Genomic DNA, 25279 nt, shown 5'->3' with positions numbered 1-25279 from the left:
ATTTTTAATAATCATTGTTTTATTTTAATCTATCATTTACAACAATAACAGCAGTCCTGCAAGGGAAACTAACGAAATACAGCCTGCGACAACTTTTTTCATGCAGGAAATCTTCTTCTCCCTGCTCTGAGCAGGCTCACATAAAGCTGCTTTTTCTTTAGCTGAAGCATCGATAAACGCTTTAGCATAATATCCATCCAACTCAAGCAGACTGTATTCCCCATTCTCAAATTGAACGGCCAGCTGATACACAGATGCTTTAGGAGGTTTTAACACTGCCCCCATGAGCTCCTGACCATATTCTTCTGTCATCCCCTCAAGTGCACAATCAGACTTTCCTGCAAAAGCATCTTTGATAGCTTCATCAGTTACAAATTCCCACGTATGAATTGTTTCTTTGCTGATGATAATTCCTTCATCAGGTTCTTTAAAATGCATCTTCGTTACGATCATACAAACTGGATTTAAGAAAACAGCACTGCCAGACAGATGCCCTAGGATCACTTTATTTTTAGCCATAAAATTTTCATCCTTCTTTACGACAGATTTTTACTATCATTACAGACTTGGCAATTTACACTTTCTCCCCTTCTTCCTGTTATTGATCCGTAATTTTCTCTGCTATTGCTGCTGTTTATTTCTAGCTTTGCGGCAAAGCTCCTGCCTGCCTCCTTTCACTTTTACACGAAATTTACGACAAAAGGCACAGTACTTTATCAGTACTGTGCCTTTATCTGCAAGATAACCAAACTACGCCTGTCTTAATATTTTTTATCTGATTTTTACACCGCTCTGATTATTTCTCAGCTCTGTTAATAGCGCATAGGATACCCAAAAGCGCAGCTACGTTGATATTACTGTCGATACCAACACCAAAGATATGTCCATTACCGGGAATCTTCAGTTCTATGTAACAAATACCCTTCGCGTCAGAACCGCGGGAAATAGCATGTTCGTGATAATTAACAAATTCATAGCCCTCTACGCCGATTCCTGCCAGCGCCTGGAAGAATGAATCTATCGGGCCGTTGCCGACACCGGCAACTTCTTTCATATCACCACAAACATCGATTTTACCTTCAAAACGAGTATGTGTAGTGCCATCCAACTCCCGTTGTTCCAGGAAGCTGTGAGAAGCCAGTTTGTATTTACCATCAAACTCTACATATTCACGGTTAAACAAGTCAACGATCTGTTCTTCCTTCAATTCATCACCAAAAGCATCGGAAGCAGCCTTCACGATATTGCCAAATTCAGGATGCATTTCCTTCGGCAGCCTGTAACCGACAGCATGCTGCAGCACAAAAGCTGCGCCGCCTTTACCGGATTGGCTGTTTATACGGATAACAGGTTCGTATTCACGGCTCAGATCAGCAGGATTGATCGGCAGATACGGTACTTCCCAATAAGGAGTATCGCTTTCCGCCATATATTCGTAACCCTTACGTATAGCATCCTGATGCGAACCGGAGAACGCGGTAAACGCCAATTCACCCGCATAAGGCTGACGCTCGGGCACCTTCATCTTGGTACAGGCCTCATAAATTTTTTTGACCGCCAGAATATTGGAAAAATCAAGCTCCGGATCAACGCCCTGAGTATACATATTCAAAGCAACTGTCACAATATCAAGATTGCCAGTACGCTCGCCGTTGCCAAACAATGTTCCTTCGATGCGGTCTGCTCCGCCCAGCAGGGCAAGTTCAGCCGCAGCAACACCTGTCCCGCGGTCATTATGCGGATGAATGCTGATAATAGCAGCTTCCCTGTTTTTCATCTTAGTACAGAAATATTCGATCTGATCCGCATATGTGTTCGGCGTTGACATTTCCACTGTTGAAGGCAGATTCAGAATGATCGGGTTCTCATTCGTTGCCCCCAGGGTTTCCATTACTGCCTCGCATATTTCAATAGCAAAATTGATTTCAGTACCGGTAAAGCTTTCAGGAGAATATTCATACCGAATATTCATACCGCTGCTGGCAATTTCTTCCTCAGTCAGCTGACGGATAAGTTTTGCACCCGCCACTGCGATCTTGATAATGCCTGGCATATCTTCTTTAAATACGACCTTCCTCTGTAAGGTAGAGGTAGAGTTATAAAAATGTACGATAACGTTTTTAGCGCCTTTAACTGCTTCAAAAGTTTTTTTGATCAGTTCCGGACGCGCCTGTACCAGTACCTGAATCGTTACATCATCGGGAATATGATGCCCTTCGATCAAAGTGCGCAGGATCTCATATTCGGTTTCAGATGCAGACGGAAAACCAACTTCTATTTCTTTAAAGCCAATATCTACCAGAGTCTTGAACATCAGCAGCTTTTCTTCCAGCTGCATCGGCGTAACCAAAGCCTGATTCCCGTCGCGCAGGTCAACACTGCACCAAATCGGCGCCTTGGTAATAGTTTTATTAGGCCATTGGCGATTCGGCCACTGGAGCGGCTGAAAAGGAATATACTGTTTACTTGCTTGTTTCATAAATATTTGCCTCCAATCTGTTTATGCCGGCGCAGCGGCCCAACTTCGGAAGCGGAAATAAAAAATCCCCGCTCCCTACGATAAATGCATAGGGGCGAGGAACTGTTCTCCACGCGGTACCACCCTAATTCAGCTGCCAAGCAGCCCTCTCAGCCTCAAACAAGGCCCAGGCGTTTAACGTTGCCACACGTTCTGCTCTACATATCAAGCAGACAACTCCGGGATGAGCTATACATAAAACTTTTGCCATCGACTTGCACCAACCGTCGACTCTCTTAGGCCTGCCAGTTTTATCTTGTTCCCTTCACAGTCTTTGAGGTGAAAATTTTTGAATTGTTAAAAGTTATTATACCTACTTGCCTGATACTTGTCAAGAGAAAAAATACGACTCTAAAACGTCATCTTTATTAAAATGATTACATAAACTAAATAAAAAGCATACTTTTACTGCATATTATAACAACAGTATTTATTTTTTTAATCCTGTTTAGTTAATTCAAAGGAGTCTTTTCATATTGACAAAAAGAAAACCCGCACAAATTGTGCGGGTTTTGAACTTCTGTTCCCAATGATTAACGTTTCGAGAACTGGCTTGCTTTACGCGCTTTTTTAAGACCGTATTTACGACGTTCTTTTTCGCGCGGATCGCGAGTCAGGAAGCCAGCTTTTTTCAAAGCCGGACGATATTCAGCGTCAACGTCGAGCAAAGCACGAGCGATACCATGACGGATCGCACCTGCCTGACCGGAAATACCGCCGCCAATAACATTTACGAGTACGTCGTATTTGCCTTTGGTTTCAGTAATTTCAAGCGGTTGGTTAACGATGAGTTCCAATGTTTTCAGACCAAAATAATTGGTCAGCTCACGGCCGTTAATAACGATTTTACCTTCACCCGGAACCAGGCGAACGCGAGCAACTGAAGATTTGCGACGACCAGTCGCACTATAAGTAACTACTGCCATTTACGTTTCCTCCTCCGGATTATCTTACGTTGATTTCTAAAGTTTCAGGTTTTTGAGCTGCATGCGGGTGTTCAGGACCAGCATATACATGCAGTTTAGTGTAGATCTGGCTGCCAAGGCGATTTTTAGGAATCATACCTTTAACTGCGAGTTCTACCATTTTTACCGGGTTCTTAGCGAGCATATCGCCAGCTTTTGTGTAGCTGTCGCCGCCAAGGTAACCGGAATGACGGAAGTAAACTTTTTGAACCAGTTTTTTACCGGTCAAAACTACTTTGTCAGCATTGATTACGATTACATGATCTCCGGTATCCATATGCGGAGTAAAAGTCGGTTTGTGTTTGCCACGAAGGATTTTTGCAACTTCGGCTGCCATGCGGCCAAGAGTTTTATCAGCTGCGTCAACAACGAACCATTTACGTTCGATATTGGACGGATTAGCCATAAAAGATTTCATCCTTATGTCCCTCCCTAAAGTATTTCCTGTTCGATGTAATTTTATCGTTTCTCTCCGGGGCTAGTGGAGATAGGCGTAAAATCACGTATGTATATTGTAACCATCTTGACATTTTTTGTCAAGTAAAATCAGGATTATTTTCTGATTTTTTCAATATCTGCCAGAAAATGCGGTATATAACCAACATAATCTAAATAAAGTCCCTGAGGAGGCGCCGGGGCAACCTTAAAATGACGCTTGCCTGCTGCAAATTCACTTTTAAATGCAGCAATACTTTTAGTGCCTTTGCCGACTTCTACCAGATGCCAGACGATATTACGCACCATATGATATAAAAATCCATTACCTTCAATGCAGAATTCCAGTTCTCCCTGCTCTTTTGGCAGCCATTCAGCGCGGTAAATCGTTTTAACAGGCGAACTTTGCACACTGCCGGCCGAACGGAAAAACGAAAAATCATGTGTTCCCAAAAGCAGCTGTGCTGCCTCCTGCATCGCTTCAAGCCGCAGATATTCCCGCATTTGCCAGACATAGTTACGCAGGAAAGGGTCCGCATGTTTATTCTGCACTATGCGATAACAATAACGTTTCCAACAAGCGCTGTATCTGGCATGAAAACCTTCGTCAGCTTCCTCAGCCTGCCAAAGCACGATATCCTTCGGCAGGATTCCTGCACAGGCCTTTAAAAGATTCTCCAATGGAATACTACCGCTGGTTGTCAGCGACACTACCTGCCCCCGTGCATGCACACCCGTATCAGTACGTCCAGAACCGGCTGTAACGATTTTTTCGCCGCAGAGCAAGGATAGTTTCTCTTCAAGCACCTGCTGCACTGTAAGAGCATTAGTCTGCTTCTGAAAACCATGGTAATTAGTGCCGTCATAAGCCACTGTTAATTTCAGAGTACGCATAACGCGTTCCCCCAGCGAATAAACGCCATCAGACCAATCAAAACAAACACTGTCGCTAATGCCGCATAGTCACGTCCATAATAAACGAGCTCGTGCATACGGCTGCGTCCTTCTCCACCGCGATAACAACGTGCTTCCATTGCTACCGCCAGATCATCGGCACGTCTGAACGCACTGATAAAAAGAGGTATCAAAAGCGGCAGCATATTTTTGGATCTCTGCATCAGATTGCCGCTGGAAAAATCAGCCCCGCGTGCGGTCTGTGCCTTCATAATCCTGTCTGTTTCCTCAAGCAGCGTAGGTATAAACCGTAAGGCGATCGTCATCATCATTGCCAGCTCATGCGCTGGTACGCCAAAACGTTTAAATGGGCGCAGCAGAGCCTCTATCCCGTCAGTCAAAACTATTGGTGAAGTCGTAAATGTCAGTATCGAAGAAATCAGCAGCAGCAGAATCAGACGCATCGACATTTTCAGGCCCATTTCCAGACCTTCCTGCGTTACTTTAAAAAATTTCCAGGAAAAAATTACATTTTCACCCTGCCCTGTAAACATATGGATTACCATTGTCAGAACAATGATGATCCACAGCGGCTTTATTGATTTTAGAACCAGCATCAGCGGCAGACGTGATAAAAGAATAATCAAAAATACGAAACCCCAAAGTATTCCATAAGATACGGCTCCTGAGGCCAGAAAAATAGCGACAATGAAAAATAATGTTATCAGTATCTTCGTCCGCGGGTCCAACTTATGAATCAGAGAATTTCCCGGGTAATATTGTCCAAGCGCAATGTCAGTCAGCATTTATTTCAACCCCTTTGCTGTTTTGATCTGCGCTTCCAGTGCTTCCGCAGTCATGGTATCCGCCTGGATTTCCATCCCGCGTGCACGCAGTTCATCACTGAGTTTAAAAAGCTGCGGTACGTCCATGCTTACCGCCAAAAGTTCATTTTTATGATTTTGATAAATTTCAGCAGGACTTCCGTCTAAAATGACGCGTCCACCGGAAATAACCAGCAGCCGGTTACTGTAACGGGCTGCTTCTTCCATACTGTGCGTAACTAAAATCACAGCCATCCGGCGTTTTTTATACAAAGCCATGATTTCTGCAAAAACAGCATCACGTGAACGCGGATCAAGTCCGGCAGAAGGTTCGTCTAAAATCAGATAATCAGGATCCATTGCTATTACCCCGGCAATCGCCACGCGGCGCATTTGTCCTCCGGAAAGCTGAAACGGAGACCGGCTGGCAAAGGTTTCAAAATCCAAACCCACAAATCTCATCGCGTCTTGGACCTGCTGCTTAACCTCATTCTCCTGCATCCCCTTATTCCGCGGTCCAAATGCAATATCCTCAAAAACAGTTTCAGCAAAAATCTGATGTTCAGGATATTGGAAAACCATACCAACCTGGTGTCTTGCTTTTTTTACGGCTTCACCTTTGCCGCTGATATCCAGTCCATCAATCGTTACTTTACCTGCCGACGGTTTTAAAAGGCCATTCAGATGCTGCACTAAAGTCGATTTTCCGCTGCCGGTATGCCCGATCACAGCAACAAACTCCCCTTTGTCCACAGTCAGCGAAACACCTTGCAGCGCTTTGCGTTCGTAGGGTGTTTTGGCCATATATGTAAATTCTACGTTTTCTAATGTTATCGGCATATGCTTTCAGCCAACTCCTCATTTGTAATAATTCCCTGCTGTAAATTCAGACCGCTTTGCCGCAAATCATCGGCAATTTTAGCAGCTAAAGGCGCTTCTAAGCCTAAAGCATATAACTCTCGTACATGACTGAACACCTCTTTCGGCGTCCCCTGCATTTTGAGCTTGCCCTCTCCCATAACAATGATTCGGTCAGCCTGCAGCGCCTCTTCCATATAATGAGTTATATAAACCACGGTAATGCCTTTTTCCCGGTTCAATTTTTTGACAGTAGTTACTATTTCTTTGCGTCCCTGTGGATCGAGCATAGCCGTCGGTTCATCTAAAACAATACACTTGGGTTCCAATGCTAAAACACCTGCGATCGCCACGCGCTGTTTTTGACCGCCGGAAAGCAGATGCGGAGCATGCTTGGCATAATCACTCATACCTACTGCCGCCAGCGCAGCATCCACTCTTGTTCTTATTTCTGCCGTCGGCACCCCTATATTTTCCGGTCCAAAGGCAACGTCTTCCTCGACAATTGCCGCCACGATCTGATTATCAGGATTTTGAAACACCATCCCCACATGCTGGCGAATATCCCAAAGATTTTCTTCTACCGTAGTATCCATACCCTCGATCAGGCACACACCTTCACTTGGCCTCTGCAAAGCGTTAAAATGACGCGCTAAAGTACTTTTACCACTGCCATTGGCACCAATAACAGCAACAAATTCACCTTGTCTTATTTCTAAATTGATCCCATCCAAAGCCTTTATTTCTTTATTTTCACTGTCTGTATAAACATGTGTTAAATTTTTTACTTCAATTATAGTTTGCATGGCAAACCTCCGCTTAATTCAGTACCTTTATATTATATTATTCCAGCCCAGGTACGTCAACCGCTTCCAGCACACTTGGTTAACTTTACAAAAATAAGACCCGGAACAGTCCGGATCTTATTTTCAAACTTTCTTATTCTCGAATTTGCAGCTGCAACATTTGAAACAAGGCTATTTTTACTTTACCGCAGCTTCCATAAATTAATACTGATATCCATATGTATAAAAAGAATTTCTCAGAAGTATCTTTCAATTCTATAGCAAAGCAAATTTTTCGCTTTCAAAAATTGCTTTCATACGGCACAGACAAAAAGGATGCCCTGCAGGATCAAACATCACACGCCATTCTTCAGAAAACTGTTCAGCTGCCATTGTTGCTCCGCAGTTAATCGCATGCTGAACCGCTTCTTCCAAATCATTGACTGCAAAGTCCAAATGCGCCATCTGCTGCTGTACTCCCGGTTCTTCCGGCCACACAGGCTGACAGTACTCTGGATTTCGCTGAAAAAGTATTCCCGGATAAGCTCCCTGGGACATTCCAGGTACTCCTATACAGGCCCAGTTCTCATCATAAAAAGGGATTTCCCAATTTAGCAGCTCTGCATAGAATTTAGCCAACGCATAAGGGTTTATGCAATCCAGTGTGAAAGAATACATTTTGATTTTCAATTCTTTCTCCATTTTTAATCCTTCCAATAAAAGATGATTTTCTTATTATTTATCAGCTTTCATCCAGCTGCGCATCAGCTGTACTTCACGCCAGCCTAAATATGCGGCCAGGACAGCAGCCGCAAAATCCGCTGTCATACCTGCATACATAACGCCGTTAATACCATAAAACAAAGGTAGTATGACAATCAGAGGCAGTAAAAAAATAATCTGCCTGGTCAGGGAAAGAATGATACCTTTAGTTGCTTTACCAATGGACGTAAAAAAATTGGAAGAAATCGGCTGGATACAATCTAAAAAGGTGAAGAACAAATAAATTCTGAAATATTCCTCCGCAAATTGATAATAAGCTTCTGATCCTTCACCGAAGAAACCAATGATCTGCCGCGGGAAAAGCTGAAAACAGGCAAAAGCAATAATGGATACTACCGTTCCTATCAGCAGCGTTAAGCAGTAAGCTTCTATAACACGTCCGTATTTTTTTGCGCCGTAATTAAAACTGACTATTGGCTGCAGCCCCTGTGACAACCCAATAATGATTGAAAAATAAATCATATTTACTTTCGTAATGATCCCTGAACAGGCCAGAGGTATCTCACTGCCGTATATTGAATCTGCGCCATAATGAGTCAAAGTATTGTTTAATGTTATTTGCACTACCATAATCGCAAATTGATTAAAACAGCTGGCAGCGCCAAGTGCCGAGATCAAACGGGAACGTTCCCAGTTTGGCAGCAAATCGTTTTTAGACAACGGCAAAGTCTTGAACTTTCTTAAATATCCAGCGACCATAAGCCCCGACACAACTTGCCCGATAACAGTTGCAGATGCTGATCCGGCAATACCCCAATCCATTACAAAAACAAACAGCGGATTGAGAATCAGATTGATAAAAGCGCCGGTCAGCATACAAATCATTGAATACTTAGGACTGCCGTCAGCGCGCACTAAAGTGCTGCCCCCCGTCCCCAAAATCAAAAACGGGAAACCCAGACAATTGATTCCCGCAAAAATAAGCGCATACTTTAAAACAATATCTGTTGCGCCAAAAGCGATCATCAAAGGTTTTAAAAATACCAGTACAAATACCGCTAGCACCACACCACTGCCAACAAGCAGCGTTATGGCATTACCAATATATTTAGCCGCTTCCTCGCGTTTACCTGCCCCAAGTTTCAAATTGAAATTAGACGCACCGCCAACGCCAAAAAGCAGCCCTAACGCAGTACATACCGTAGTTAACGGCAAAGCGACATTAGTAGCCGCATTACCGTACATCCCAACGCTGCGCCCAATAAAAAACTGATCAACAATATTATATAAGGCTCCTACCAGCATAGCTATAATACTTGGTAAAGCAAAATCATGTAAAAGTCTGCTTATTTTTTCACTTCCAAGTGGATTTTCTTCATTTACCTTCATAAATTATTCCTCACATATTTCTAACTTTTTCTCATATAATTATTATACATCTTTTTTATCCTGTATTGCTAATGCCACTTGTGAATTAACTGTGTCCCTTTGGGAATTTCCCACTAACAATAATAAAAAAACCAGGAACAAAAGTTCCTGGTTTTCATGCTTATTCTTAAACAAGCTCGATAATTGCCATTTCAGCAGCGTCACCGCGACGAGGACCTACTCTGTAAATACGAGTAAAGCCGCCTTGTCTTTCTGCATATTTCGGAGCGATTTCATCAAAAAGCTTTCTGGTAGCTTCTTCATCGACGAGAACTGCAAGAACTTGACGACGGGCATGCAAGTCGCCTTGTTTTGCCAAAGTAATCAATTTGGCTACATGGCTGCTAACTTCCTTAGCTTTAGTCACAGTAGTTTCAATTCTCTCGTGTTTGATGAAGGAGCTCAAAATGCTGCGAAACAAAGCTTTACGGTTGCTGGAATTACGGCCCAGTTTTCTGTATGCCATTCGTTTCCGACCCCCTTCTTATTCTTCGTCACTATTGCGTAAAGCCAGTCCCAAATCGGCTAATTTTTTCTTAACCTCATCGAGGGATTTACGACCTAAGTTACGTACTTTCATCATGTCTTCTTCGGTCTTTTGAACCAGTTCATCAACAGTATTGATGCCTGCACGTCTCAAGCAGTTGTTGGAACGTACGGACAAATCAAGATCGTCGATGGAAACGGAACCAGGACCTGCTTGGACAGGCTCCTCGACCGGAGCGGTCTCAGAACTGCCAACTACGGTGACCATACTGCTGGAAGCAGCGGTACCGGTTTGGAACAACTTCAGGTAATCAATCATGATACTGGATGCCATGCTGATTGCTTCGTCCGGCTCAACGCTTCCGTCTGTCCAAACTTCCAAAGTCAGCTTGTCATAATTGGTAACGTTACCAACACGAGTATCGGTAACACCAAATTTTACTCTCGTAATCGGAGAATAAATGGAATCCACAGGAATCATACCAATCGGTTGATCAGGGCGTTTGTTCTTATCAGCAGGAACATAGCCCAGCCCCTTGTCGATGGCAATCTCCATATTGAGTTTCGCATCTTTGTCCAAGGTCGCAATATGCAGCTCAGGATTCAAAATCTCTACGTCGGCATCAACAAGGATGTCTGCTGCAGTAACTTCTTGCTCACCGCTGCATTCGATACGTAAAGTTTTTGGTTCTTCACTGCTTACTTTAAGGCAAAGAGCCTTGATGTTGAGGATAATATCCGCAACATCTTCTCTTACGCCTGGAATTGTAGAGAATTCGTGCAGCACGCCGTCAATTTTAACAGCTGTAACCGCAGCACCGGGTAAAGAAGAAAGCAATACTCTGCGAAGGCTGTTGCCCAGCGTGATACCGTAGCCTCTTTCCAACGGTTCCCATACAAATTTGCCATAACGGCCGTCATCGCTGATCTCAGCGGTGACCATTTTAGGTTTTTCTATTTCGATCATGCGGAAAGCCTCCTTCTCGTGCGTATTACCACAATACGCCTAATGTTGGGTGGCAGATGTTCAACTAATTATTTAGAGTACAACTCAACGATGAGATGTTCTTCGATAGGAACATCGATTTCCTCACGGGTCGGGAAACGATCAACTTTACCGCTCAAGCTTTGAGCATCGAGAACGAGCCAAGCAGGAGTAGTTTTGGAAGCCAGGGTTTCAGCCATACCTTTGAAGTATTCTTTACCACGGCTGTTTTCCATAACGCTGATAACGTCGCCGGCTTTTACCAAAGCGGAAGCGATATCAAGACGTTTGCCGTTAACAGCGATATGACCATGAGTTACCAATTGACGAGCTTGGCTACGGCTATCGGCCAGGCCAAGACGGTAAACTACATTGTCCATTCTTCTTTCCAGAAGAACGAGCAGGTTTTCACCTGTAATACCTTTTTGTTTTTCGGCTTTAACGAAGGTATTATGGAATTGACGTTCTAACATACCGTAAATACGGCGTGCTTTTTGTTTTTCACGTAACTGAATACCGTACTCAGATACTTTTTTGCGTGCTTGACCATGCTGACCAGGAGCATAGGAGCGAACAGCAAAAGCGCATTTGTCGCTGTAGCATCTGTCACCTTTAAGAAACAGTTTTGCGCCTTCACGACGGCATTGACGGCATACAGCCTCAGTATATCTTGCCATTTAGCGGGTACACCTCCAATAAATTAAACTCTTCTACGTTTCGGCGGACGGCAGCCGTTGTGAGGAATCGGAGTAACGTCTTTAATGGAGTTAACTTCGAGACCTGCAGCCTGAAGAGCACGAATAGCTGCTTCACGACCAGCGCCGGGGCCTTTAACGAATACTTCAACTTGTTTCAAGCCATGTTCCATTGCAGCTTTAGTTGCTTCTTCAGCAGCCATCTGAGCAGCAAACGGAGTGCTTTTACGGGAACCGCGGAAGCCTAAGCCGCCGGCAGATGCCCAGCTGAGTACATTACCGTTCATATCGGCAATAGTAACGATAGTATTATTGAAAGTGGAACGAATATGAGCTACGCCACTTTCGATATTTTTACTTACTTTCTTTTTGTTGCGAACAACTTTTTTACCAGCCACTCGTTTATCCCTCCCTCACTGATTATTTCTTCTTACCTGCAATAGTACGTTTCGGACCTTTGCGAGTACGAGCATTGTTTTTGGTATTTTGACCACGAACGGGCAAGCCCATACGATGTCTGCGGCCGCGATAGCTACCAATTTCAATCAGGCGTTTTATATTGAGGGATTCCTCACGGCGGAGGTCACCTTCTACTTTATAATCACCATCGATAGTTTCACGAAGTTTTGCAACTTCTTCCTCTGTCAGATCGCGAACGCGGGTATCAGGATTGATACCGGTTTTGCTCAGGATCTCACGAGACAGGGTAAGACCGATGCCATAAATGTACGGCAGTGCGTATTCAATACGTTTGTCTCTAGGTAAATCGACACCAGCAATACGTGCCATTAACGCTGCACCTCCTTCTTAGCCTTGTTTTTGTTTATGTTTCGGGTTTTCGCAAATTACCATTACATGGCCTTTGCGTTTAATGACTTTGCATTTTTCACATATTGGTTTAACAGACGGTCTGACTTTCATATTTTAAACCTCCTCTTGCCTGTCTTTGGTTATTTGAACCGATAAGTAATTCTTCCACGACTTAAATCGTACGGAGTAAGCTCGACAGTAACCCTATCGCCAGGCAAAATTTTGATGAAGTTCATACGTATCTTACCGGATATGTGTGCCAGAATCACATGACCGTTTTCCAATTTAACTTGGAACATGGCGTTCGGTAGGGATTCTAAGATTGTGCCTTCAACTTCAATTACGTCTTGTTTGGACACAGCGTTTTACCTCCTTACTTCAGCGCCCCGAGACTAGCTTTAACATCAGCGTAAACTTTGCCGATTTCCTGCAGGCCATCGATTTCATGATATACGCCTTGTTTTTTGTAGTACTCGATCAACGGTTCCGTTTGCGAATGATATGCATGCAAACGATTTTTTACAGTTTCTTCTTTATCGTCGTCACGTTGATACAACGCGCCGCCGCATTTATCGCACATACCTTCCACCTTACTGGGATTGTATTCTACATGATATGTAGCGCCGCAGGCCTTGCAGATACGTCTGCCGGTGACCCTGCCTACAAGCTCAGCGTCAGGAACTACGATATTAACCACACCGGTCAATTTAATGCCCAGATCAGTTAAAATGCCGTCGAGGGCAACAGCCTGCTCTTCGGTTCTTGGAAATCCATCCAAGATAAAGCCATTGGCACATTCAGGTTTGGCTAAGCCTTCCCGAACAATACCGATGGTAACGACGTCGGGCACGAGGCCACCGGCGTCCATGTATCTTTTTGCCTCTTTACCTAATTCTGTGCCTTGCTTAACAGCTGCACGGAACATATCACCAGTAGAGATATGCGGAATTTTGTATTCAGCAATGAGTTTTTCTGCTTGAGTGCCTTTACCGGCACCCGGAGGTCCCATCAAAAGAATATACATTCTAATCTTCCTCCTATTTCATAAAGCCCTGGTAATGACGCATCAAAACCAAAGACTCTACTTGTTTCATTGTATCCAATGCAACACCGACTACGATCAAAAGGGCCGTACCACCGAAATAGATACCCTCTATACCGGTAATCCAACCAACAACATTCGGCATCAGAGCAATCAATGCGAGAAAGATTGCGCCGGCCAGAGTGATTCTGGACATGATTTTATCCAAGTAATCAGTTGTCGGTTTGCCAGGACGCAGTCCGGGAATAAAACCGCCATATTTTTTGATATTATCCGACATTTCAGCTATATTCACGCTTACTGCGGTATAGAAGTAAGTGAAGAATAAAATCATCAATACATACAAAGTAGTTTGAAGAGGAGTACCCCATGCAAACCAGCCTGCAACAGTTTTTACCCAAGGAATGTCTACAAACTGGCCAATCGTAACCGGAAACATCAGCACGGAGGATGCAAAGATGATCGGAATTACGCCTGCCTGGTTGACCTTTAAAGGAATGTAGCTGGTGTGACCACCGTACATTTTACGGCCAACAACACGTTTTGCATATTGAACCGGGATTTTGCGAATACCTTGAGAGATCGCTACAACAAAGACAATCATCGCCAAAGCTATCACCGCGAACAAAATCACGTTCAGAATGTTAACCGTGCCGGCTTGCAGATATTGGAAAATAACATGCATTCCATCAGGAAGTCTGGAAACGATACCAGCAAAGATGATCAGCGAGATACCGTTACCGATACCTTTAGACGTAATCTGTTCACCGATCCACATCAAAAATACCGTACCAGCAGTTAAACTGATTGCAATCAACAGAATCGACATGATCCCGGGGTTATTGATTGCTGATCTCAGACCATAAGCCATACCTAAAGCCTGGATAAAACCAAGCAGAACTGTACCGCCGCGAGTCAGCTGAGTAACCTTTTTCTGACCTTCCACACCTTCTTTGGACCATTGTTCTAATGTAGGAACAACGACCTTTAATAATTGAAGGATAATGGACGCATTGATATATGGAGTAATACTCATAGCAAAAATTGAGAATTTGCTCAAGGCGCCGCCGGAGAACATATCAAGCAGGCCAAACAAATTACCGCTTTGGAAAAGCTGCTCGATCATGGCTACGTTAACGCCAGGAACAGGGATATGTGTTCCAGCCCGAAAAACGATGAACATGGCTAGAGTAAATACAACTTTTTGCCTGAGTTCCGTAATTCTGAAAATATTAGCGAGGGCTGCGAACACTTAGATCACCTCTACTTTTCCGCCGGCAGCAATAATTTTTTCTTCAGCAGATTTGCTGAAACCCATAGCTTGAACCGTGAGCTTTTTAGTAAGCTCGCCGTTGCCGAGGATACGAACACCATCACGAATGTTTTTGATCATTCCGTGTTCGATCAGCATTACAGGTTCAACTACTGTGCCGTCTTCAAAGCAATTGAGACTACCAACATTGATTTCGACATAATTCATGCCAAATCTATTATAGAATCCACGTTTAGGCAAACGCAGATACAAAGGTTTTTGACCACCTTCAAAACCAGGACGTTTTACGCCGCCGGAGCGGGATTTTTGTCCTTTTTGACCTTTGCCAGATGTTTTACCAAGTCCGGAACCGAGACCACGGCCAACGCGAACGGAGGCTCTTTTAGATCCCGGAGCGGGAGATAATTCATGCAAATTCATCTGTAGCACACCTCCTTGTTTTAAGCTTCAACTTTTTCAACTTTCACAAGATGTTCAACTTTGTGAATCATACCGCGAATAGTCGGGGTGTCGTTTTTAACAACAGTAGAATTGATTTTTCCTAAGCCCAGAGCCTTTACGGTTGCGCGTTGATCCTGCGGGTAACCGATCAAGCTACGGGTCAGCGTGATTTTAACTTGTTCCATCATGCTACCTCCTTAGCCAAGTAATTCTTGTACGGTTTTTCCGCGCAGAGCTGCAACAGCTTCAGCACTTTTCAGGGATTTTAAACCTTCCAAAGTTGCACGAACAACATTGTTAGGGTTATTAGAACCTTGACATTTGGTCAAGATATCACGTACGCCTGCCAATTCAAGTACGGCACGAACAGGGCCGCCGGCAATAACGCCGGTACCTTCTGCAGCCGGTTTCAAGAACACACGGCCTGCGCCGAACACACCAATGATTTCATGAGGAATGGAAGTGCCAACCATAGGAACAGTAATCAGGTTCTTTTTAGCATCTTCAACGCCTTTGCGGATAGCTTCCGGAACTTCGGCAGCTTTACCAAGGCCCATACCAACATGACCGTTTTCGTCACCAACTACAACGAGTGCGGAGAAGGAGAAACGACGTCCGCCTTTAACAACCTTTGCAACGCGGTTGATGAATACGACTTTCTCTTTTAAGTCGCTTTCTTGTTTTTCGAAATTCGCCACTTTTATTCCTCCTTCTATTAGAATTGCAGTCCAGCTTCACGAGCCGCGTCTGCCAGTGCAGCAACACGACCGGTGTACAGGTAACCGCCACGATCAAATACAACTTCTTTAATTCCTTTAGCCAAAGCTTTTTCAGCAATAGCCTTGCCAACTGCTTTAGCAGCTTCAGTATTGCCGCCGTAGTTAGCTTTCAAGTCTTTCTCAACAGTGCTGGCAGCAACAATCGTTTCGCCTGTTACATCGTTAATCACTTGTGCATAAATATTGGACAAGGAACGATATACATTCAAACGAGGTTTTTCTGCCGTACCGATAATATATTGACGAGAACGGAGATGACGTTTTTGACGTTTCTCATTTTTATCAACTCTGTTAAGCAAGAGTTTCACTCCCTTCTTTTAGAAATTACTTCTTGCCTTTAGCGCCAGCTTTACCCATCTTACGACGAACGTATTCGCCTTCATAACGAATACCTTTGCCTTTATAGGGTTCAGGCGGACGCAGAGTGCGGATTTCAGCTGCAACTGCGCCGACTTTTTCTTTGTCTGCGCCGCTGACAACGATTTTGTTAGGAGCCGGAACTTCAAAAGTAATACCTGCAGGCGGCTCTTTTACTACCGGATGAGAGAACCCGAGAGTAAAGTTGATGTTATTGCCTTGTTTAGCGGCACGATAGCCGACACCGGCAATTTCTAAAGATTTGCTGAAACCGGTGGTTACACCGACAACCATGTTGTTGATCAGAGTACGGGAAAGACCGTGCATGGAACGATGAGTTTTTTCATCACTCGGACGTTCAACAGTCAGTACGCCGTTTTCCAGAGTCAATTTCATATCTTTATTGATTTGGCGAGATAATTCGCCTTTGGGACCTTTAACGGTAACCAAATTATTTTCAATAGTAACTGTAACGTTAGCGGGTACAGTAATTGGTTGTTTACCAATTCTAGACACTTATGAGCACCTCCTATCTTTCAAGTATTACCAGACGTATGCCAGCACTTCTCCACCGAGACCAGCCTTACGGGCAGCTTTATCGGTCATCAGGCCTTGAGAAGTGGAGATCACTGCGATACCGAGACCACCGAGGACTCTGGGCAGCTGATCTTTTTGAGAGTATACTCTCAAGCCGGGCTTAGAAATACGTTTGATACCGGAAATAACTTTTTCCTTATTAGCACCGTATTTCAGGCTGACGCGGATAACATTTTGTTTGCTATCGTCAATTACTTCAAAATCTTTAATGAAACCTTCAGCTTTCAAAATCTCAGCAATAGCTACTTTGATTTTGGAGCCGGGGATTTCAACTTTATCGTGATGAACCGAGTTTGCGTTACGAATACGGGTAAGCATATCGGCAATCGGGTCAGTCATTACCATACTTAAATACCCTCCTTCCTAATTTGCTGTTTTACCAGCTAGCTTTGGTTACTCCCGGAATAGCGCCTTGGTAGCTGTATTCACGGAAGCAGATACGGCAGAGACCGAATTTACGCATATAGCCATGTGGTCTGCCGCAAACCTTGCAGCGATTATAACGGCGAACTTCAAATTTCGGCTCATTTTTCCATTTTTCAATCAGGGCTTTTTTAGCCAAGGTATTCCCTCCTCACTTATGCGCTGAACGGCATTCCGAGGAGTCTGAGTAATTCTCTGGCTTCCTCGTCAGTCTTAGCGGTAGTAACAATGATGATATCCATTCCACGGACTTTATCGATCTTATCATATTCAATTTCCGGGAAAATCAATTGTTCTTTCATGCCCAATGCGTAGTTGCCACGGCCGTCAAAAGCGGTGGGATTTACGCCGCGAAAATCGCGTACACGCGGAAGAGCAATGTTCATCAACTTATCAAGGAAGTAATACATGCGGTCACCGCGCAGGGTAACTTTGGTACCGATCGGCATCCCTTGACGCAATTTAAAAGCTGCAATGGATTTTTTAGCTTTAGTGATGACTGGTCTTTGACCAGCGATCAAAGTCAGATCTGCAACAGCAGAATCTAATGCCTTGCTGTTAGCTACAGCTTCACCGATACCCATATTGATGACAACTTTTTCGATTTTAGGGATTTCCATAACATTTTTATAGTTGAATTTATCCATCATGCCTTTAACAGCTTCGGACAAATACTTTTCTTGCAATCTTGTTTTTGCCATTCAAAATTTCCTCCTTTCCCGGAATCTTATTTATCAATTACTTCGCCGCATTTTTTGCAGGTTCTTACGAAGCTGCCGGAAACTGCGGTCTTTTTAATACGAGTAGCTTTTTTACAAGCCGGGCATACTAACATTACTTTGGAAGAAGCAATAGCAGCTTCTTTAGTAATGATGCCGCCTTGGGGATTAGCCTGAGACGGTTTTGTATGGCGTTTTACTTTATTTACGCCTTCAACGACTACTTTAGCTTTTTTAGGCAGAGCTTCAATGATCTTTCCTTCTTTGCCTTTATCTTTGCCGGACAAAACCAAAACGGTATCGCCTTTTTTTACATGCATTTTGATTGCTGCAGTCATTTCAGGAACACCTCCTTATGTGCATTATCAGATTTCTTACAGCACTTCCGGTGCCAGAGAAATGATTTTCATGAAATCTTTATCGCGAAGTTCACGAGCAACAGGCCCGAAAATACGGGTGCCGCGCGGGCTCTTATCATCTTTAATTACAACTGCTGCGTTTTCGTCGAAGCGGATATAAGAACCGTCCGGACGACGAACGCCCTTTGCAGAACGAACAACAACTGCTTTTACTACGTCACCTTTTTTTACAACGCCACCGGGTGATGCATCTTTAACAGCGCATACGATAACGTCACCAATGTTAGCATATTTACGGTAAGAACCGCCCAATACGCGAATGCACATAACTTTCTTAGCGCCAGTATTGTCACCAACATTAAGAATGGTTTGTTGTTGTATCATGGTTTTCCCTCCCTTGCCAATTTATCCGATCGGCAATATCTTATTTTGCACGCTCTAAAATTCCAATAACACGCCAGCATTTATCTTTGGAAAGCGGACGAGTTTGCATAATTTGAACTACGTCGCCAATATGCGCTTCGTTATTTTCATCATGAGCTTTGAATTTGATAGTATGTTTTACACCTTTTTTGTAAAGCGGATGTTGAACAAAACGCTCAATAGCAACTACAACAGTTTTCTGCATTTTGTCGCTTACTACTTTACCGATACGGGTAACACGTGCGTTTCTTTCTTCGGTCACGACTGTTTCCTCCTTCTTCATACTTCAAACACACTCAGGCATTTAACTCGCGTTGACGCTGAATGGTCTTGATGCGGGCAATAGACTTTTTGACTTCGCGAATTTTCATCGGATTCTCACATTGTCCGGTTGCCATTTGAAAACGCAGGTTGAAGAGTTCTTCTTTCAAACCAGCCAATTTGCTGTCTAACTCGGAAGCAGACATTTCACGAATTTCTGTTGTTTTCATTAAGCTTCACCACCCTTTTCTTGTGCGGCAGCTTCGGCTTCTTGCTGTGCGCGGGTCACAAATTTACATTTAATAGGCAATTTGTGGCTAGCAAGACGCATAGCTTCTTTAGCGATCTCTTCGCTAACTCCGTTCATTTCGAACATAACACGACCGGGTTTAACTACTGCTACCCAATATTCAGGTGAACCTTTACCACTACCCATACGAGTTTCAGCCGGTTTTGCAGTGATCGGTTTGTCCGGGAAAATTTGAATCCATACTTGACCGCCACGTTTAATATAACGTGTCATTGCGATACGAGCTGCTTCGATTTGACGATTGGTGATCCATGCGGGTTCCAATGCTACCAAGCCATACTCGCCATGAGCGATTTTGTTACCGCGCATTGCACGACCAGTCATACGGCCTCTATGTTGTTTACGATGTTTAACTCTCTTCGGTAATAACATTAGTTTATGCCTCCTTCACCGGAGCAGCTTGCGCTACTTCTTTGCTTTCAGGAAGGACTTCACCTTTGTAAATCCATACCTTTACGCCGATACGGCCATAAGTGGTATGAGCTTCTGCTGTGCCATAATCAATATCAGCACGCAGAGTATGCAGAGGAATGCTGCCTTCACGATAGCTTTCGCTGCGAGCGATTTCAGCACCGCCCAGACGACCGCCAACCTGAACTTTAATACCTTTAGCGCCCATGCGCATGGTACGGCCAACACATTGTTTCATTGCACGGCGGAAAGCGATACGGCGTTCCAATTGAGATGCAATGTTCTCTGCAACCAAAGTTGCGTCCATATCCGGGGTTTTTACCTCAACGATGTTGATATCAATTACGCTGTCGGTCATTTTTTTCAAGTCGTTTTTCAGCAATTCAATGTTGCTGCCCTGACGACCGATTACCATACCAGGTTTAGCAGTATGGATAGAGATGCGGGCTCTATTCGAAGCGCGTTCGATTTCTACTTTAGAGATACCGGACAAGAACAGTTTTTCTTTAATGAATTCACGAATTTTAATATCTTCTAATAAGAATTTCTCATAGTCTTTGTCAGCATACCATTTGGAATCCCAATCTTTGATAATACCTACGCGGAGACCATGCGGATTAACTTTTTGACCCACTATCTTTTCCCTCCTTTTTCCGGGATATTATTTTTCTTTAACAGCAACTGTTACGTGGCTAGAACGTTTTAAGATTTTGAACGCTTGCCCACGGGAACGCGGATGGATTCTTTTCATGGTCGGACCTTGATCTATAAAGCAGGAAGATACGATCAGATTATCCACATTCATATCATAGTTATGTTCAGCGTTTGCAACTGCACTGCGCAGTACCTTTTCGATAACCTCAGAACCAACCTTAGGGGTATGTTTGAGGATCGCGAATGCTTCACCCACAGCTTTGCCGCGGATAAGATCAATCACGATACGCAACTTGCGCGGCGCGATGCGAACATATCTTGCAATAGCTTTTGCTTCCATGTTATTTTGCCCCCTTTCCCCTTATTTTAAAGATGTACTCTTATCGGCATGGCCTTTATAAGTACGCGTAGGAGCAAATTCTCCTAGTTTGTGGCCTACCATATCTTCAGTGATAAATACAGGCACATGTTTACGTCCATCATGGACAGCAATAGTATGGCCCAAGAAATCCGGAAGAATAGTGGAGCTGCGAGACCATGTTTTTACGACTTTTTTATCGTTAGAAGCGTTCAGCGCTTCAATCTTCTTTTGAAGACTTGCATGGACATACGGTCCTTTTTTGATTGATCTGGACACTAGGTTAGCCTCCTTTCTCTATCCTTATAATTATTTCGTTCTACGTTTTACGATTAATTTGCTAGAAGCTTTTTTCTCTTTGCGGGTACGAGTACCAAATGCACATTTACCCCAAGGAGTAACAGGACGTTTACGGCCAACAGGAGAATGACCTTCACCACCACCATGCGGATGGTCATTCGGGTTCATTACAACACCGCGGTTAGCCGGGCGAATACCGAGCCAACGAGAACGGCCTGCTTTACCGATGCAGATATTTTCAGCGTCGATATTGCCAACTTGGCCAATAGTGGCGCGGCAGTTGATATGCACTTTACGGATCTCACCGGAAGGGAGACGAAGCAGAGCATAATCGCCTTCTTTAGCCATCAACTGAGCAGAAGTACCAGCACCGCGGGCAATTTGACCGCCTTTGCCAATTTTAAGCTCAACATTGTGAACCATAGTACCAAGCGGCATATTTTTCAAAGGCAGGCAGTTGCCGATTTTGATATCAGCATCAGGTCCGCTTTCGATAACATCGCCTACTTTAAGGTCTAAAGGAGCGAGGATATAACGTTTTTCGCCATCAGCATAGTTTACTAAAGCGATACGTGCATTACGGTTAGGATCGTATTCGATGGTGGCAACACGAGCCGGAACACCGTCTTTATTGCGTTTAAAATCGATGATACGATATTGTCTTTTATTACCGCCGCCTTGATGACGAACAGTCATTTTGCCAGTGTTATTACGACCTGCATGTTTTTGCAGTTTTTCAACCAGCGGACGGTAAGGCTTATCAGTTGTAATCTCTTCGAAGGTAGACACTGTAATGAAGCGCCTCGAAGGAGAATACGGATTAAAGCTTTTAATAGCCATTTAATTTGCCTCCTTATTACGTCAAATTACATTCCTTCGAAAAGGGGAATCGTATTGCCTTCAGCAAGTTTCACGATTGCTTTCTTATAATCGGAACGTTTGCCAACGTATTTACCCATGCGTTTGGTTTTGCCAAATACGCGTACAGTATTTACGTTTAACACTTTTACTTTGAAAATTTGTTCAACTGCCTGGCGGATTTCCACTTTGTTGGCAGTCAAAGGAACTTGGAAAGTGTATTTGTTGTCTTGAAGCATTACGGAAGTTTTTTCAGTAATGATCGGACGGAGTAAAATATCGCGAGGGTTAGCAGCCATTATGCGAGCACCTCCTCAATTTTAGCTACAGCGTCTTTTGCTAAGAACACTTTATTGTTATGAAGCAGATCAAAGCAGTTCAGGCAACCGTTGGAAAGTGCAGTGACTTTCGAAATGTTGCGTGAAGACAGCTCAACATTTTCATTAGAACCGTCAGTGATGAGTAAAGCCTTTTTATCAGCTGCATCAAAAGCAGACAGCATAGTTACAACATTTTTAGTTTTAGGAGCATCAAAGCTCAAGCCCTCAACAACGATAAGTTCACCGGCAGCAACTTTTGCAGACAATGCACAACGAATTGCCAAACGACGAGCTTTACGGGGCATTTTTTTCGCATAACTGCGAGGTTGGGGACCAAAAGTGGTACCACCACCTACCCAAATCGGAGAACGGGTAGAACCGCTGCGAGCGCGGCCGGTGCCTTTTTGTCTCCATGGTTTACGACCGCCGCCGCGAACCATACCGCGGGTTTTGGTAGCAGAAGTGCCTTGACGTTCAGCAGCCTGTTGCATAACAATTGCTTGATGTACAACAGCTTCATTAAATTCAACGCCAAACACGAGATCATTCAATTCTATTTCTTCACCGGTAGCTTGACCGGAGATGTTATATACTGATAACTTCGGCATTAGAAGCATCCTCCTTTCTTTCGCTTACGCTCTTATTTATTAGGTTTTACTGTTTCTTTGATTACAACAAAAGAACCAGCGGCACCAGGAATGGAGCCTTTGACCAAAATAAGATTACGTTCAACATCAACTTTAGCAACAGTCAAACGTTGAACAGTTACTTGTGCATTACCCATACGGCCAGGCAATTTTTTGCCTTTGATAACTCTACCGCCAGGACCGGAATGCATAGGACCCATGGAACCAGGTTCACGATGGGATTTGGAACCGTGCTTCATAGGACCACGAGCGAAATTGTGGCGCTTAATAGTGCCTGCAAAGCCTTTACCGCGGGAAATACCGGTTGCATCAATCAGTTCTCCAGCAGCAAAAATGTCAGCAGTGATTTGTTGGCCGACTGTATATTCAGAAGGAGCAGACAACCGCAATTCTTTGACAAATTTAACCGGAGTTACGCCGGCTTTGTCAAAATGGCCTTTCATTGGTCTGGTCATATGTTTTTCTTTAACTTCACCAAAGCCAAGTTGAACAGCATTATAACCGTCTGTTTCTTCGGTTTTATTTTGAACAACAACACAAGGTCCTGCTTCTACAACAGTAACAGGGATCAATCTGCCGTCAGCTTCAAAAATTTGGGTCATACCAATTTTCTTGCCTAAGATTCCTTTAGCCATTATTGCACCTCCTCCTTACAGTTTAATCTCGATATCTACGCCGGCAGGAAGGTCAAGACGCATTAAAGCATCAACGGTCTTCGCAGTCGGTTCCAGAATGTCTACAAGTCTTTTGTGGGTACGCATCTCGAATTGTTCACGAGAATCCTTGTTTACATGAGGGGAACGCAGAATCGTATAGATATTTTTTTCAGTAGGAAGCGGAATAGGGCCGGAAACCTGAGCTCCGGTACGTTTCGCAGTTTCTACAATTTTTGCAGCACTTTGATCAAGCGCTTTGTGATCATACGCTTTTAAGCGTATTCTGATTTTCTGTGATTTTGACATTAATTTTTTTCCTCCTAATCGCCCAGTTTCTAAGAACGGACATACTCCGTGAAAATCTCCCTGTCTAGCAGGCAAGCAACCTCTCACATCATCGCAGGGCCATGCAAATAAACATAAGTAAATGAGGGGCTTTTATTAGCCCCTCATTCGGGATCTAATTAAAGATTATTCGTTGATAGCAGCAACAACGCCGGCGCCAACAGTACGGCCGCCTTCGCGAATTGCAAAACGCAGACCAGGCTCGATTGCGATCGGAGTGATCAGCTCTACGTCCATGGTTACGTTATCGCCAGGCATTACCATCTCAATACCTTCCGGTAATTCAGTTACGCCGGTTACGTCTGTTGTTCTGAAATAGAACTGCGGACGATAGCCGTTGAAGAACGGTGTATGACGGCCGCCTTCTTCTTTCGTCAGTACATATACTTCTGCTTTGAATTTTGTGTGCGGATGGATGCTGCCGGGTTTTGCAAGTACTTGACCGCGTTCGATATCTTTACGGTCTACACCACGCAGCAGGCAGCCGATGTTGTCTCCTGCTACTGCTTCGTCCAGTAATTTACGGAACATTTCTACGCCCGTTACTACTGTTGCTTTTTTCTCTTCTGTCATTCCTACGATCTCAATATTGTCGCCTACTTTGATGATACCACGTTCTACACGGCCTGTTGCTACTGTGCCACGGCCGGTAATTGTGAATACGTCTTCTACAGGCATCAGGAACGGTTTGTCAGTTGCGCGTTCCGGAATAGGAATGTATGCGTCTACTGCGTCCATCAGTTCCATGATTTTTGCTTCGTATGCTGCGTCGCCTTCAAGTGCTTTCAGTGCAGACCCTACTACTACAGGAATGTCGTCGCCGGGGAAGTCGTAGCTGGAGAGCAGTTCACGTACTTCCATTTCTACTAATTCGATCAGTTCCGGATCGTCTACCATATCTGCTTTATTCAGGAACACTACCATTGCAGGTACGCCTACTTGACGAGCAAGAAGGATGTGCTCACGAGTTTGCGGCATCGGGCCGTCTGCTGCGGATACTACGAGGATCGCTCCGTCCATTTGTGCTGCGCCGGTGATCATGTTTTTTACATAGTCGGCATGGCCCGGGCAGTCTACGTGTGCGTAGTGGCGGGTTGCTGTTTCATATTCTACGTGGGAAGTGTTGATGGTGATTCCGCGTTCTCTTTCTTCAGGTGCTTTATCGATCATGGAGTAATCCATGAATTCTGCGCCGCCTTTAGAAGCCAATACTTTGGTGATTGCTGCGGTCAGGGTTGTTTTACCATGGTCTACGTGACCGATGGTGCCGATATTAGCATGCGGTTTTGTTCTTTCATATTTTTGCTTTGCCATTTATTTTTCCTCCCTTAAATTAGGTT

Annotated in this window: 41 protein-coding genes and 1 other annotated feature; all 41 genes read right to left on the bottom strand. The window is 44.1% G+C overall.

Annotation, left to right across the window (positions count from 1 at the left end; genetic code table 11):
- Positions 1 to 36: 36 nt before the first annotated feature.
- The 41 genes from PFJ30894_RS05465 to tuf all read right to left on the bottom strand — a co-directional run bounded on the left by PFJ30894_RS05465 (position 37) and on the right by tuf (position 25253).
- Complete coding sequence (locus PFJ30894_RS05465; protein WP_113077245.1) at positions 37 to 519, bottom strand: hypothetical protein; 483 nt, start codon at positions 517 to 519, stop codon at positions 37 to 39.
- Positions 520 to 796: 277 nt separating this feature from the next.
- A complete protein-coding gene (gene leuA, locus PFJ30894_RS05460; RefSeq protein WP_125669224.1) occupies positions 797 to 2479 on the bottom strand; it encodes a 2-isopropylmalate synthase in 1683 nt (560 codons plus the stop codon).
- A gap of 87 nt (positions 2480 to 2566) precedes the next feature.
- Positions 2567 to 2796: a binding site (T-box leader), on the bottom strand.
- A 255-nt stretch (positions 2797 to 3051) separates the two neighbouring features.
- Positions 3052 to 3444: a 30S ribosomal protein S9 gene (gene rpsI, locus PFJ30894_RS05455; protein ID WP_021718934.1), complete on the bottom strand. Its 393-nt coding sequence runs from the start codon at positions 3442 to 3444 to the stop codon at positions 3052 to 3054.
- Between the two features lie 19 nt (positions 3445 to 3463).
- On the bottom strand, positions 3464 to 3901 hold the full coding sequence (gene rplM / locus PFJ30894_RS05450; protein ID WP_021718935.1) for a 50S ribosomal protein L13: 438 nt from the start codon (positions 3899 to 3901) through the stop codon (positions 3464 to 3466).
- A gap of 134 nt (positions 3902 to 4035) precedes the next feature.
- A complete protein-coding gene (gene truA, locus PFJ30894_RS05445; RefSeq protein ID WP_113077247.1) occupies positions 4036 to 4812 on the bottom strand; it encodes a tRNA pseudouridine(38-40) synthase TruA in 777 nt (258 codons plus the stop codon).
- Positions 4800 to 5618, bottom strand: a complete 819-nt coding sequence (locus PFJ30894_RS05440) for an energy-coupling factor transporter transmembrane component T family protein (RefSeq protein WP_125669223.1) — start codon at positions 5616 to 5618, stop codon at positions 4800 to 4802. Before PFJ30894_RS05440 ends, truA begins: the two co-directional genes overlap by 13 nt.
- Positions 5619 to 6476: an energy-coupling factor transporter ATPase gene (locus PFJ30894_RS05435; RefSeq protein ID WP_021718938.1), complete on the bottom strand. Its 858-nt coding sequence runs from the start codon at positions 6474 to 6476 to the stop codon at positions 5619 to 5621.
- Complete coding sequence (locus tag PFJ30894_RS05430) at positions 6467 to 7300, bottom strand: energy-coupling factor transporter ATPase (RefSeq protein ID WP_021718939.1); 834 nt, start codon at positions 7298 to 7300, stop codon at positions 6467 to 6469. The genes PFJ30894_RS05435 and PFJ30894_RS05430 overlap by 10 nt, the downstream gene beginning before the upstream one ends.
- Positions 7301 to 7555: 255 nt before the next feature.
- The gene (locus PFJ30894_RS05425; RefSeq protein WP_125669222.1) at positions 7556 to 7981 is read right to left on the bottom strand and encodes a VOC family protein; all 426 of its coding nucleotides are present in this window, start codon (positions 7979 to 7981) and stop codon (positions 7556 to 7558) included.
- 33 nt (positions 7982 to 8014) lie between these two features.
- The gene (locus tag PFJ30894_RS05420) at positions 8015 to 9391 is read right to left on the bottom strand and encodes an MATE family efflux transporter (protein ID WP_125669221.1); all 1377 of its coding nucleotides are present in this window, start codon (positions 9389 to 9391) and stop codon (positions 8015 to 8017) included.
- 166 nt (positions 9392 to 9557) lie between these two features.
- Positions 9558 to 9896, bottom strand: a complete 339-nt coding sequence (rplQ, locus tag PFJ30894_RS05415; RefSeq protein ID WP_021718942.1) for a 50S ribosomal protein L17 — start codon at positions 9894 to 9896, stop codon at positions 9558 to 9560.
- A gap of 18 nt (positions 9897 to 9914) precedes the next feature.
- Positions 9915 to 10883, bottom strand: coding sequence for a DNA-directed RNA polymerase subunit alpha (locus PFJ30894_RS05410; protein WP_021718943.1), 969 nt, complete (start codon positions 10881 to 10883; stop codon positions 9915 to 9917).
- A 68-nt stretch (positions 10884 to 10951) separates the two neighbouring features.
- Complete coding sequence (rpsD, locus tag PFJ30894_RS05405; protein ID WP_021718944.1) at positions 10952 to 11578, bottom strand: 30S ribosomal protein S4; 627 nt, start codon at positions 11576 to 11578, stop codon at positions 10952 to 10954.
- A 23-nt stretch (positions 11579 to 11601) separates the two neighbouring features.
- Positions 11602 to 11994: a 30S ribosomal protein S11 gene (rpsK, locus tag PFJ30894_RS05400; protein WP_021718945.1), complete on the bottom strand. Its 393-nt coding sequence runs from the start codon at positions 11992 to 11994 to the stop codon at positions 11602 to 11604.
- A 22-nt stretch (positions 11995 to 12016) separates the two neighbouring features.
- Positions 12017 to 12385 (bottom strand): 30S ribosomal protein S13, encoded by a 369-nt coding sequence (gene rpsM / locus PFJ30894_RS05395; protein WP_021718946.1) that lies wholly within the window; start codon positions 12383 to 12385, stop codon positions 12017 to 12019.
- 18 nt (positions 12386 to 12403) lie between these two features.
- Entirely contained in the window at positions 12404 to 12517 is a 114-nt protein-coding gene (gene rpmJ, locus PFJ30894_RS05390; RefSeq protein WP_004092858.1) for a 50S ribosomal protein L36, read from the bottom strand.
- A gap of 29 nt (positions 12518 to 12546) precedes the next feature.
- The gene (gene infA, locus PFJ30894_RS05385; protein ID WP_021718947.1) at positions 12547 to 12765 is read right to left on the bottom strand and encodes a translation initiation factor IF-1; all 219 of its coding nucleotides are present in this window, start codon (positions 12763 to 12765) and stop codon (positions 12547 to 12549) included.
- 14 nt (positions 12766 to 12779) lie between these two features.
- Complete coding sequence (locus tag PFJ30894_RS05380) at positions 12780 to 13430, bottom strand: adenylate kinase (protein WP_021718948.1); 651 nt, start codon at positions 13428 to 13430, stop codon at positions 12780 to 12782.
- A gap of 13 nt (positions 13431 to 13443) precedes the next feature.
- A complete protein-coding gene (secY, locus tag PFJ30894_RS05375; RefSeq protein WP_113077251.1) occupies positions 13444 to 14700 on the bottom strand; it encodes a preprotein translocase subunit SecY in 1257 nt (418 codons plus the stop codon).
- Positions 14701 to 15141: a 50S ribosomal protein L15 gene (gene rplO / locus PFJ30894_RS05370; protein WP_021718950.1), complete on the bottom strand. Its 441-nt coding sequence runs from the start codon at positions 15139 to 15141 to the stop codon at positions 14701 to 14703. It lies immediately after the preceding gene.
- A 20-nt stretch (positions 15142 to 15161) separates the two neighbouring features.
- Positions 15162 to 15347 carry a 50S ribosomal protein L30 gene (gene rpmD / locus PFJ30894_RS05365; RefSeq protein ID WP_021718951.1) on the bottom strand — a complete coding sequence of 62 codons (186 nt, stop codon included), beginning with the start codon at positions 15345 to 15347 and terminating at the stop codon, positions 15162 to 15164.
- Positions 15348 to 15359: 12 nt separating this feature from the next.
- Positions 15360 to 15860, bottom strand: coding sequence for a 30S ribosomal protein S5 (gene rpsE, locus PFJ30894_RS05360; protein ID WP_021718952.1), 501 nt, complete (start codon positions 15858 to 15860; stop codon positions 15360 to 15362).
- Between the two features lie 17 nt (positions 15861 to 15877).
- Positions 15878 to 16240 carry a 50S ribosomal protein L18 gene (rplR, locus tag PFJ30894_RS05355; protein WP_021718953.1) on the bottom strand — a complete coding sequence of 121 codons (363 nt, stop codon included), beginning with the start codon at positions 16238 to 16240 and terminating at the stop codon, positions 15878 to 15880.
- Between the two features lie 25 nt (positions 16241 to 16265).
- Positions 16266 to 16814 carry a 50S ribosomal protein L6 gene (rplF, locus tag PFJ30894_RS05350; protein WP_021718954.1) on the bottom strand — a complete coding sequence of 183 codons (549 nt, stop codon included), beginning with the start codon at positions 16812 to 16814 and terminating at the stop codon, positions 16266 to 16268.
- Between the two features lie 27 nt (positions 16815 to 16841).
- A complete protein-coding gene (gene rpsH / locus PFJ30894_RS05345) occupies positions 16842 to 17240 on the bottom strand; it encodes a 30S ribosomal protein S8 (protein ID WP_125669220.1) in 399 nt (132 codons plus the stop codon).
- A gap of 31 nt (positions 17241 to 17271) precedes the next feature.
- Positions 17272 to 17457 carry a type Z 30S ribosomal protein S14 gene (locus tag PFJ30894_RS05340; protein ID WP_044492131.1) on the bottom strand — a complete coding sequence of 62 codons (186 nt, stop codon included), beginning with the start codon at positions 17455 to 17457 and terminating at the stop codon, positions 17272 to 17274.
- A gap of 16 nt (positions 17458 to 17473) precedes the next feature.
- Positions 17474 to 18019, bottom strand: coding sequence for a 50S ribosomal protein L5 (gene rplE / locus PFJ30894_RS05335; protein ID WP_021718956.1), 546 nt, complete (start codon positions 18017 to 18019; stop codon positions 17474 to 17476).
- 26 nt (positions 18020 to 18045) lie between these two features.
- Entirely contained in the window at positions 18046 to 18375 is a 330-nt protein-coding gene (rplX, locus tag PFJ30894_RS05330) for a 50S ribosomal protein L24 (protein ID WP_021718957.1), read from the bottom strand.
- Positions 18376 to 18411: 36 nt separating this feature from the next.
- Positions 18412 to 18780 carry a 50S ribosomal protein L14 gene (gene rplN / locus PFJ30894_RS05325; RefSeq protein WP_021718958.1) on the bottom strand — a complete coding sequence of 123 codons (369 nt, stop codon included), beginning with the start codon at positions 18778 to 18780 and terminating at the stop codon, positions 18412 to 18414.
- A 40-nt stretch (positions 18781 to 18820) separates the two neighbouring features.
- Complete coding sequence (gene rpsQ / locus PFJ30894_RS05320) at positions 18821 to 19081, bottom strand: 30S ribosomal protein S17 (RefSeq protein ID WP_125669219.1); 261 nt, start codon at positions 19079 to 19081, stop codon at positions 18821 to 18823.
- Positions 19082 to 19115: 34 nt separating this feature from the next.
- On the bottom strand, positions 19116 to 19310 hold the full coding sequence (gene rpmC / locus PFJ30894_RS05315; protein ID WP_021718960.1) for a 50S ribosomal protein L29: 195 nt from the start codon (positions 19308 to 19310) through the stop codon (positions 19116 to 19118).
- On the bottom strand, positions 19310 to 19762 hold the full coding sequence (gene rplP, locus PFJ30894_RS05310; RefSeq protein ID WP_021718961.1) for a 50S ribosomal protein L16: 453 nt from the start codon (positions 19760 to 19762) through the stop codon (positions 19310 to 19312). The genes rpmC and rplP overlap by 1 nt, the downstream gene beginning before the upstream one ends.
- 4 nt (positions 19763 to 19766) lie before the next feature.
- Complete coding sequence (gene rpsC, locus PFJ30894_RS05305; RefSeq protein WP_021718962.1) at positions 19767 to 20435, bottom strand: 30S ribosomal protein S3; 669 nt, start codon at positions 20433 to 20435, stop codon at positions 19767 to 19769.
- Positions 20436 to 20462: 27 nt separating this feature from the next.
- Positions 20463 to 20795 (bottom strand): 50S ribosomal protein L22, encoded by a 333-nt coding sequence (gene rplV, locus PFJ30894_RS05300; protein WP_021718963.1) that lies wholly within the window; start codon positions 20793 to 20795, stop codon positions 20463 to 20465.
- Positions 20796 to 20816: 21 nt separating this feature from the next.
- The gene (rpsS, locus tag PFJ30894_RS05295; RefSeq protein ID WP_021718964.1) at positions 20817 to 21092 is read right to left on the bottom strand and encodes a 30S ribosomal protein S19; all 276 of its coding nucleotides are present in this window, start codon (positions 21090 to 21092) and stop codon (positions 20817 to 20819) included.
- 30 nt (positions 21093 to 21122) lie between these two features.
- On the bottom strand, positions 21123 to 21953 hold the full coding sequence (gene rplB, locus PFJ30894_RS05290) for a 50S ribosomal protein L2 (protein WP_021718965.1): 831 nt from the start codon (positions 21951 to 21953) through the stop codon (positions 21123 to 21125).
- A 26-nt stretch (positions 21954 to 21979) separates the two neighbouring features.
- Positions 21980 to 22270 (bottom strand): 50S ribosomal protein L23, encoded by a 291-nt coding sequence (rplW, locus tag PFJ30894_RS05285; protein ID WP_021718966.1) that lies wholly within the window; start codon positions 22268 to 22270, stop codon positions 21980 to 21982.
- Entirely contained in the window at positions 22270 to 22899 is a 630-nt protein-coding gene (gene rplD / locus PFJ30894_RS05280) for a 50S ribosomal protein L4 (protein ID WP_125669218.1), read from the bottom strand. Before rplD ends, rplW begins: the two co-directional genes overlap by 1 nt.
- Positions 22900 to 22931: 32 nt before the next feature.
- Positions 22932 to 23573 carry a 50S ribosomal protein L3 gene (rplC, locus tag PFJ30894_RS05275; RefSeq protein WP_113077254.1) on the bottom strand — a complete coding sequence of 214 codons (642 nt, stop codon included), beginning with the start codon at positions 23571 to 23573 and terminating at the stop codon, positions 22932 to 22934.
- A 15-nt stretch (positions 23574 to 23588) separates the two neighbouring features.
- Positions 23589 to 23900 (bottom strand): 30S ribosomal protein S10, encoded by a 312-nt coding sequence (gene rpsJ, locus PFJ30894_RS05270; RefSeq protein ID WP_021718969.1) that lies wholly within the window; start codon positions 23898 to 23900, stop codon positions 23589 to 23591.
- Between the two features lie 165 nt (positions 23901 to 24065).
- Positions 24066 to 25253 carry an elongation factor Tu gene (gene tuf, locus PFJ30894_RS05265; protein WP_113077255.1) on the bottom strand — a complete coding sequence of 396 codons (1188 nt, stop codon included), beginning with the start codon at positions 25251 to 25253 and terminating at the stop codon, positions 24066 to 24068.
- Between the last annotated feature and the right edge of the window lie 26 nt (positions 25254 to 25279).

The organism is Phascolarctobacterium faecium (assembly GCF_003945365.1).
Lineage (GTDB): Bacteria > Bacillota > Negativicutes > Acidaminococcales > Acidaminococcaceae > Phascolarctobacterium > Phascolarctobacterium faecium.
The sequence above is the reverse complement of the archived record's forward strand: the minus strand, read 5'-3'. Positions and strand labels throughout refer to the sequence as shown.

Bases quoted from the DNA above. Each gene is read 5' to 3' on its own strand.
- PFJ30894_RS05465 (WP_113077245.1), bottom strand. From the start codon at position 519: ATGGCTAAAAATAAAGTGATCCTAGGGCATCTGTCTGGCAGTGCTGTT.
- leuA (WP_125669224.1), bottom strand. From the start codon at position 2,479: ATGAAACAAGCAAGTAAACAGTATATTCCTTTTCAGCCGCTCCAGTGG.
- rpsI (WP_021718934.1), bottom strand. From the start codon at position 3,444: ATGGCAGTAGTTACTTATAGTGCGACTGGTCGTCGCAAATCTTCAGTT.
- rplM (WP_021718935.1), bottom strand. From the start codon at position 3,901: ATGAAATCTTTTATGGCTAATCCGTCCAATATCGAACGTAAATGGTTC.
- truA (WP_113077247.1), bottom strand. From the start codon at position 4,812: ATGCGTACTCTGAAATTAACAGTGGCTTATGACGGCACTAATTACCAT.
- PFJ30894_RS05440 (WP_125669223.1), bottom strand. From the start codon at position 5,618: ATGCTGACTGACATTGCGCTTGGACAATATTACCCGGGAAATTCTCTG.
- PFJ30894_RS05435 (WP_021718938.1), bottom strand. From the start codon at position 6,476: ATGCCGATAACATTAGAAAACGTAGAATTTACATATATGGCCAAAACA.
- PFJ30894_RS05430 (WP_021718939.1), bottom strand. From the start codon at position 7,300: ATGCAAACTATAATTGAAGTAAAAAATTTAACACATGTTTATACAGAC.
- PFJ30894_RS05425 (WP_125669222.1), bottom strand. From the start codon at position 7,981: ATGGAGAAAGAATTGAAAATCAAAATGTATTCTTTCACACTGGATTGC.
- PFJ30894_RS05420 (WP_125669221.1), bottom strand. From the start codon at position 9,391: ATGAAGGTAAATGAAGAAAATCCACTTGGAAGTGAAAAAATAAGCAGA.
- rplQ (WP_021718942.1), bottom strand. From the start codon at position 9,896: ATGGCATACAGAAAACTGGGCCGTAATTCCAGCAACCGTAAAGCTTTG.
- PFJ30894_RS05410 (WP_021718943.1), bottom strand. From the start codon at position 10,883: ATGATCGAAATAGAAAAACCTAAAATGGTCACCGCTGAGATCAGCGAT.
- rpsD (WP_021718944.1), bottom strand. From the start codon at position 11,578: ATGGCAAGATATACTGAGGCTGTATGCCGTCAATGCCGTCGTGAAGGC.
- rpsM (WP_021718946.1), bottom strand. From the start codon at position 12,385: ATGGCACGTATTGCTGGTGTCGATTTACCTAGAGACAAACGTATTGAA.
- rpmJ (WP_004092858.1), bottom strand. From the start codon at position 12,517: ATGAAAGTCAGACCGTCTGTTAAACCAATATGTGAAAAATGCAAAGTC.
- PFJ30894_RS05380 (WP_021718948.1), bottom strand. From the start codon at position 13,430: ATGTATATTCTTTTGATGGGACCTCCGGGTGCCGGTAAAGGCACTCAA.
- rplO (WP_021718950.1), bottom strand. From the start codon at position 15,141: ATGAATTTGCATGAATTATCTCCCGCTCCGGGATCTAAAAGAGCCTCC.
- rpmD (WP_021718951.1), bottom strand. From the start codon at position 15,347: ATGGAACAAGTTAAAATCACGCTGACCCGTAGCTTGATCGGTTACCCG.
- rpsH (WP_125669220.1), bottom strand. From the start codon at position 17,240: ATGGTAATGACTGACCCGATTGCCGATATGCTTACCCGTATTCGTAAC.
- rplE (WP_021718956.1), bottom strand. From the start codon at position 18,019: ATGGCAAAAACAAGATTGCAAGAAAAGTATTTGTCCGAAGCTGTTAAA.
- rplX (WP_021718957.1), bottom strand. From the start codon at position 18,375: ATGACTGCAGCAATCAAAATGCATGTAAAAAAAGGCGATACCGTTTTG.
- rplN (WP_021718958.1), bottom strand. From the start codon at position 18,780: ATGATACAACAACAAACCATTCTTAATGTTGGTGACAATACTGGCGCT.
- rpmC (WP_021718960.1), bottom strand. From the start codon at position 19,310: ATGAAAACAACAGAAATTCGTGAAATGTCTGCTTCCGAGTTAGACAGC.
- rplP (WP_021718961.1), bottom strand. From the start codon at position 19,762: ATGTTATTACCGAAGAGAGTTAAACATCGTAAACAACATAGAGGCCGT.
- rplV (WP_021718963.1), bottom strand. From the start codon at position 20,795: ATGGAAGCAAAAGCTATTGCAAGATATGTTCGCATCGCGCCGCGCAAG.
- rplB (WP_021718965.1), bottom strand. From the start codon at position 21,953: ATGGCTATTAAAAGCTTTAATCCGTATTCTCCTTCGAGGCGCTTCATT.
- rplW (WP_021718966.1), bottom strand. From the start codon at position 22,270: ATGGCTGCTAACCCTCGCGATATTTTACTCCGTCCGATCATTACTGAA.
- rplD (WP_125669218.1), bottom strand. From the start codon at position 22,899: ATGCCGAAGTTATCAGTATATAACATCTCCGGTCAAGCTACCGGTGAA.
- rplC (WP_113077254.1), bottom strand. From the start codon at position 23,573: ATGGCTAAAGGAATCTTAGGCAAGAAAATTGGTATGACCCAAATTTTT.
- rpsJ (WP_021718969.1), bottom strand. From the start codon at position 23,900: ATGTCAAAATCACAGAAAATCAGAATACGCTTAAAAGCGTATGATCAC.
- tuf (WP_113077255.1), bottom strand. From the start codon at position 25,253: ATGGCAAAGCAAAAATATGAAAGAACAAAACCGCATGCTAATATCGGC.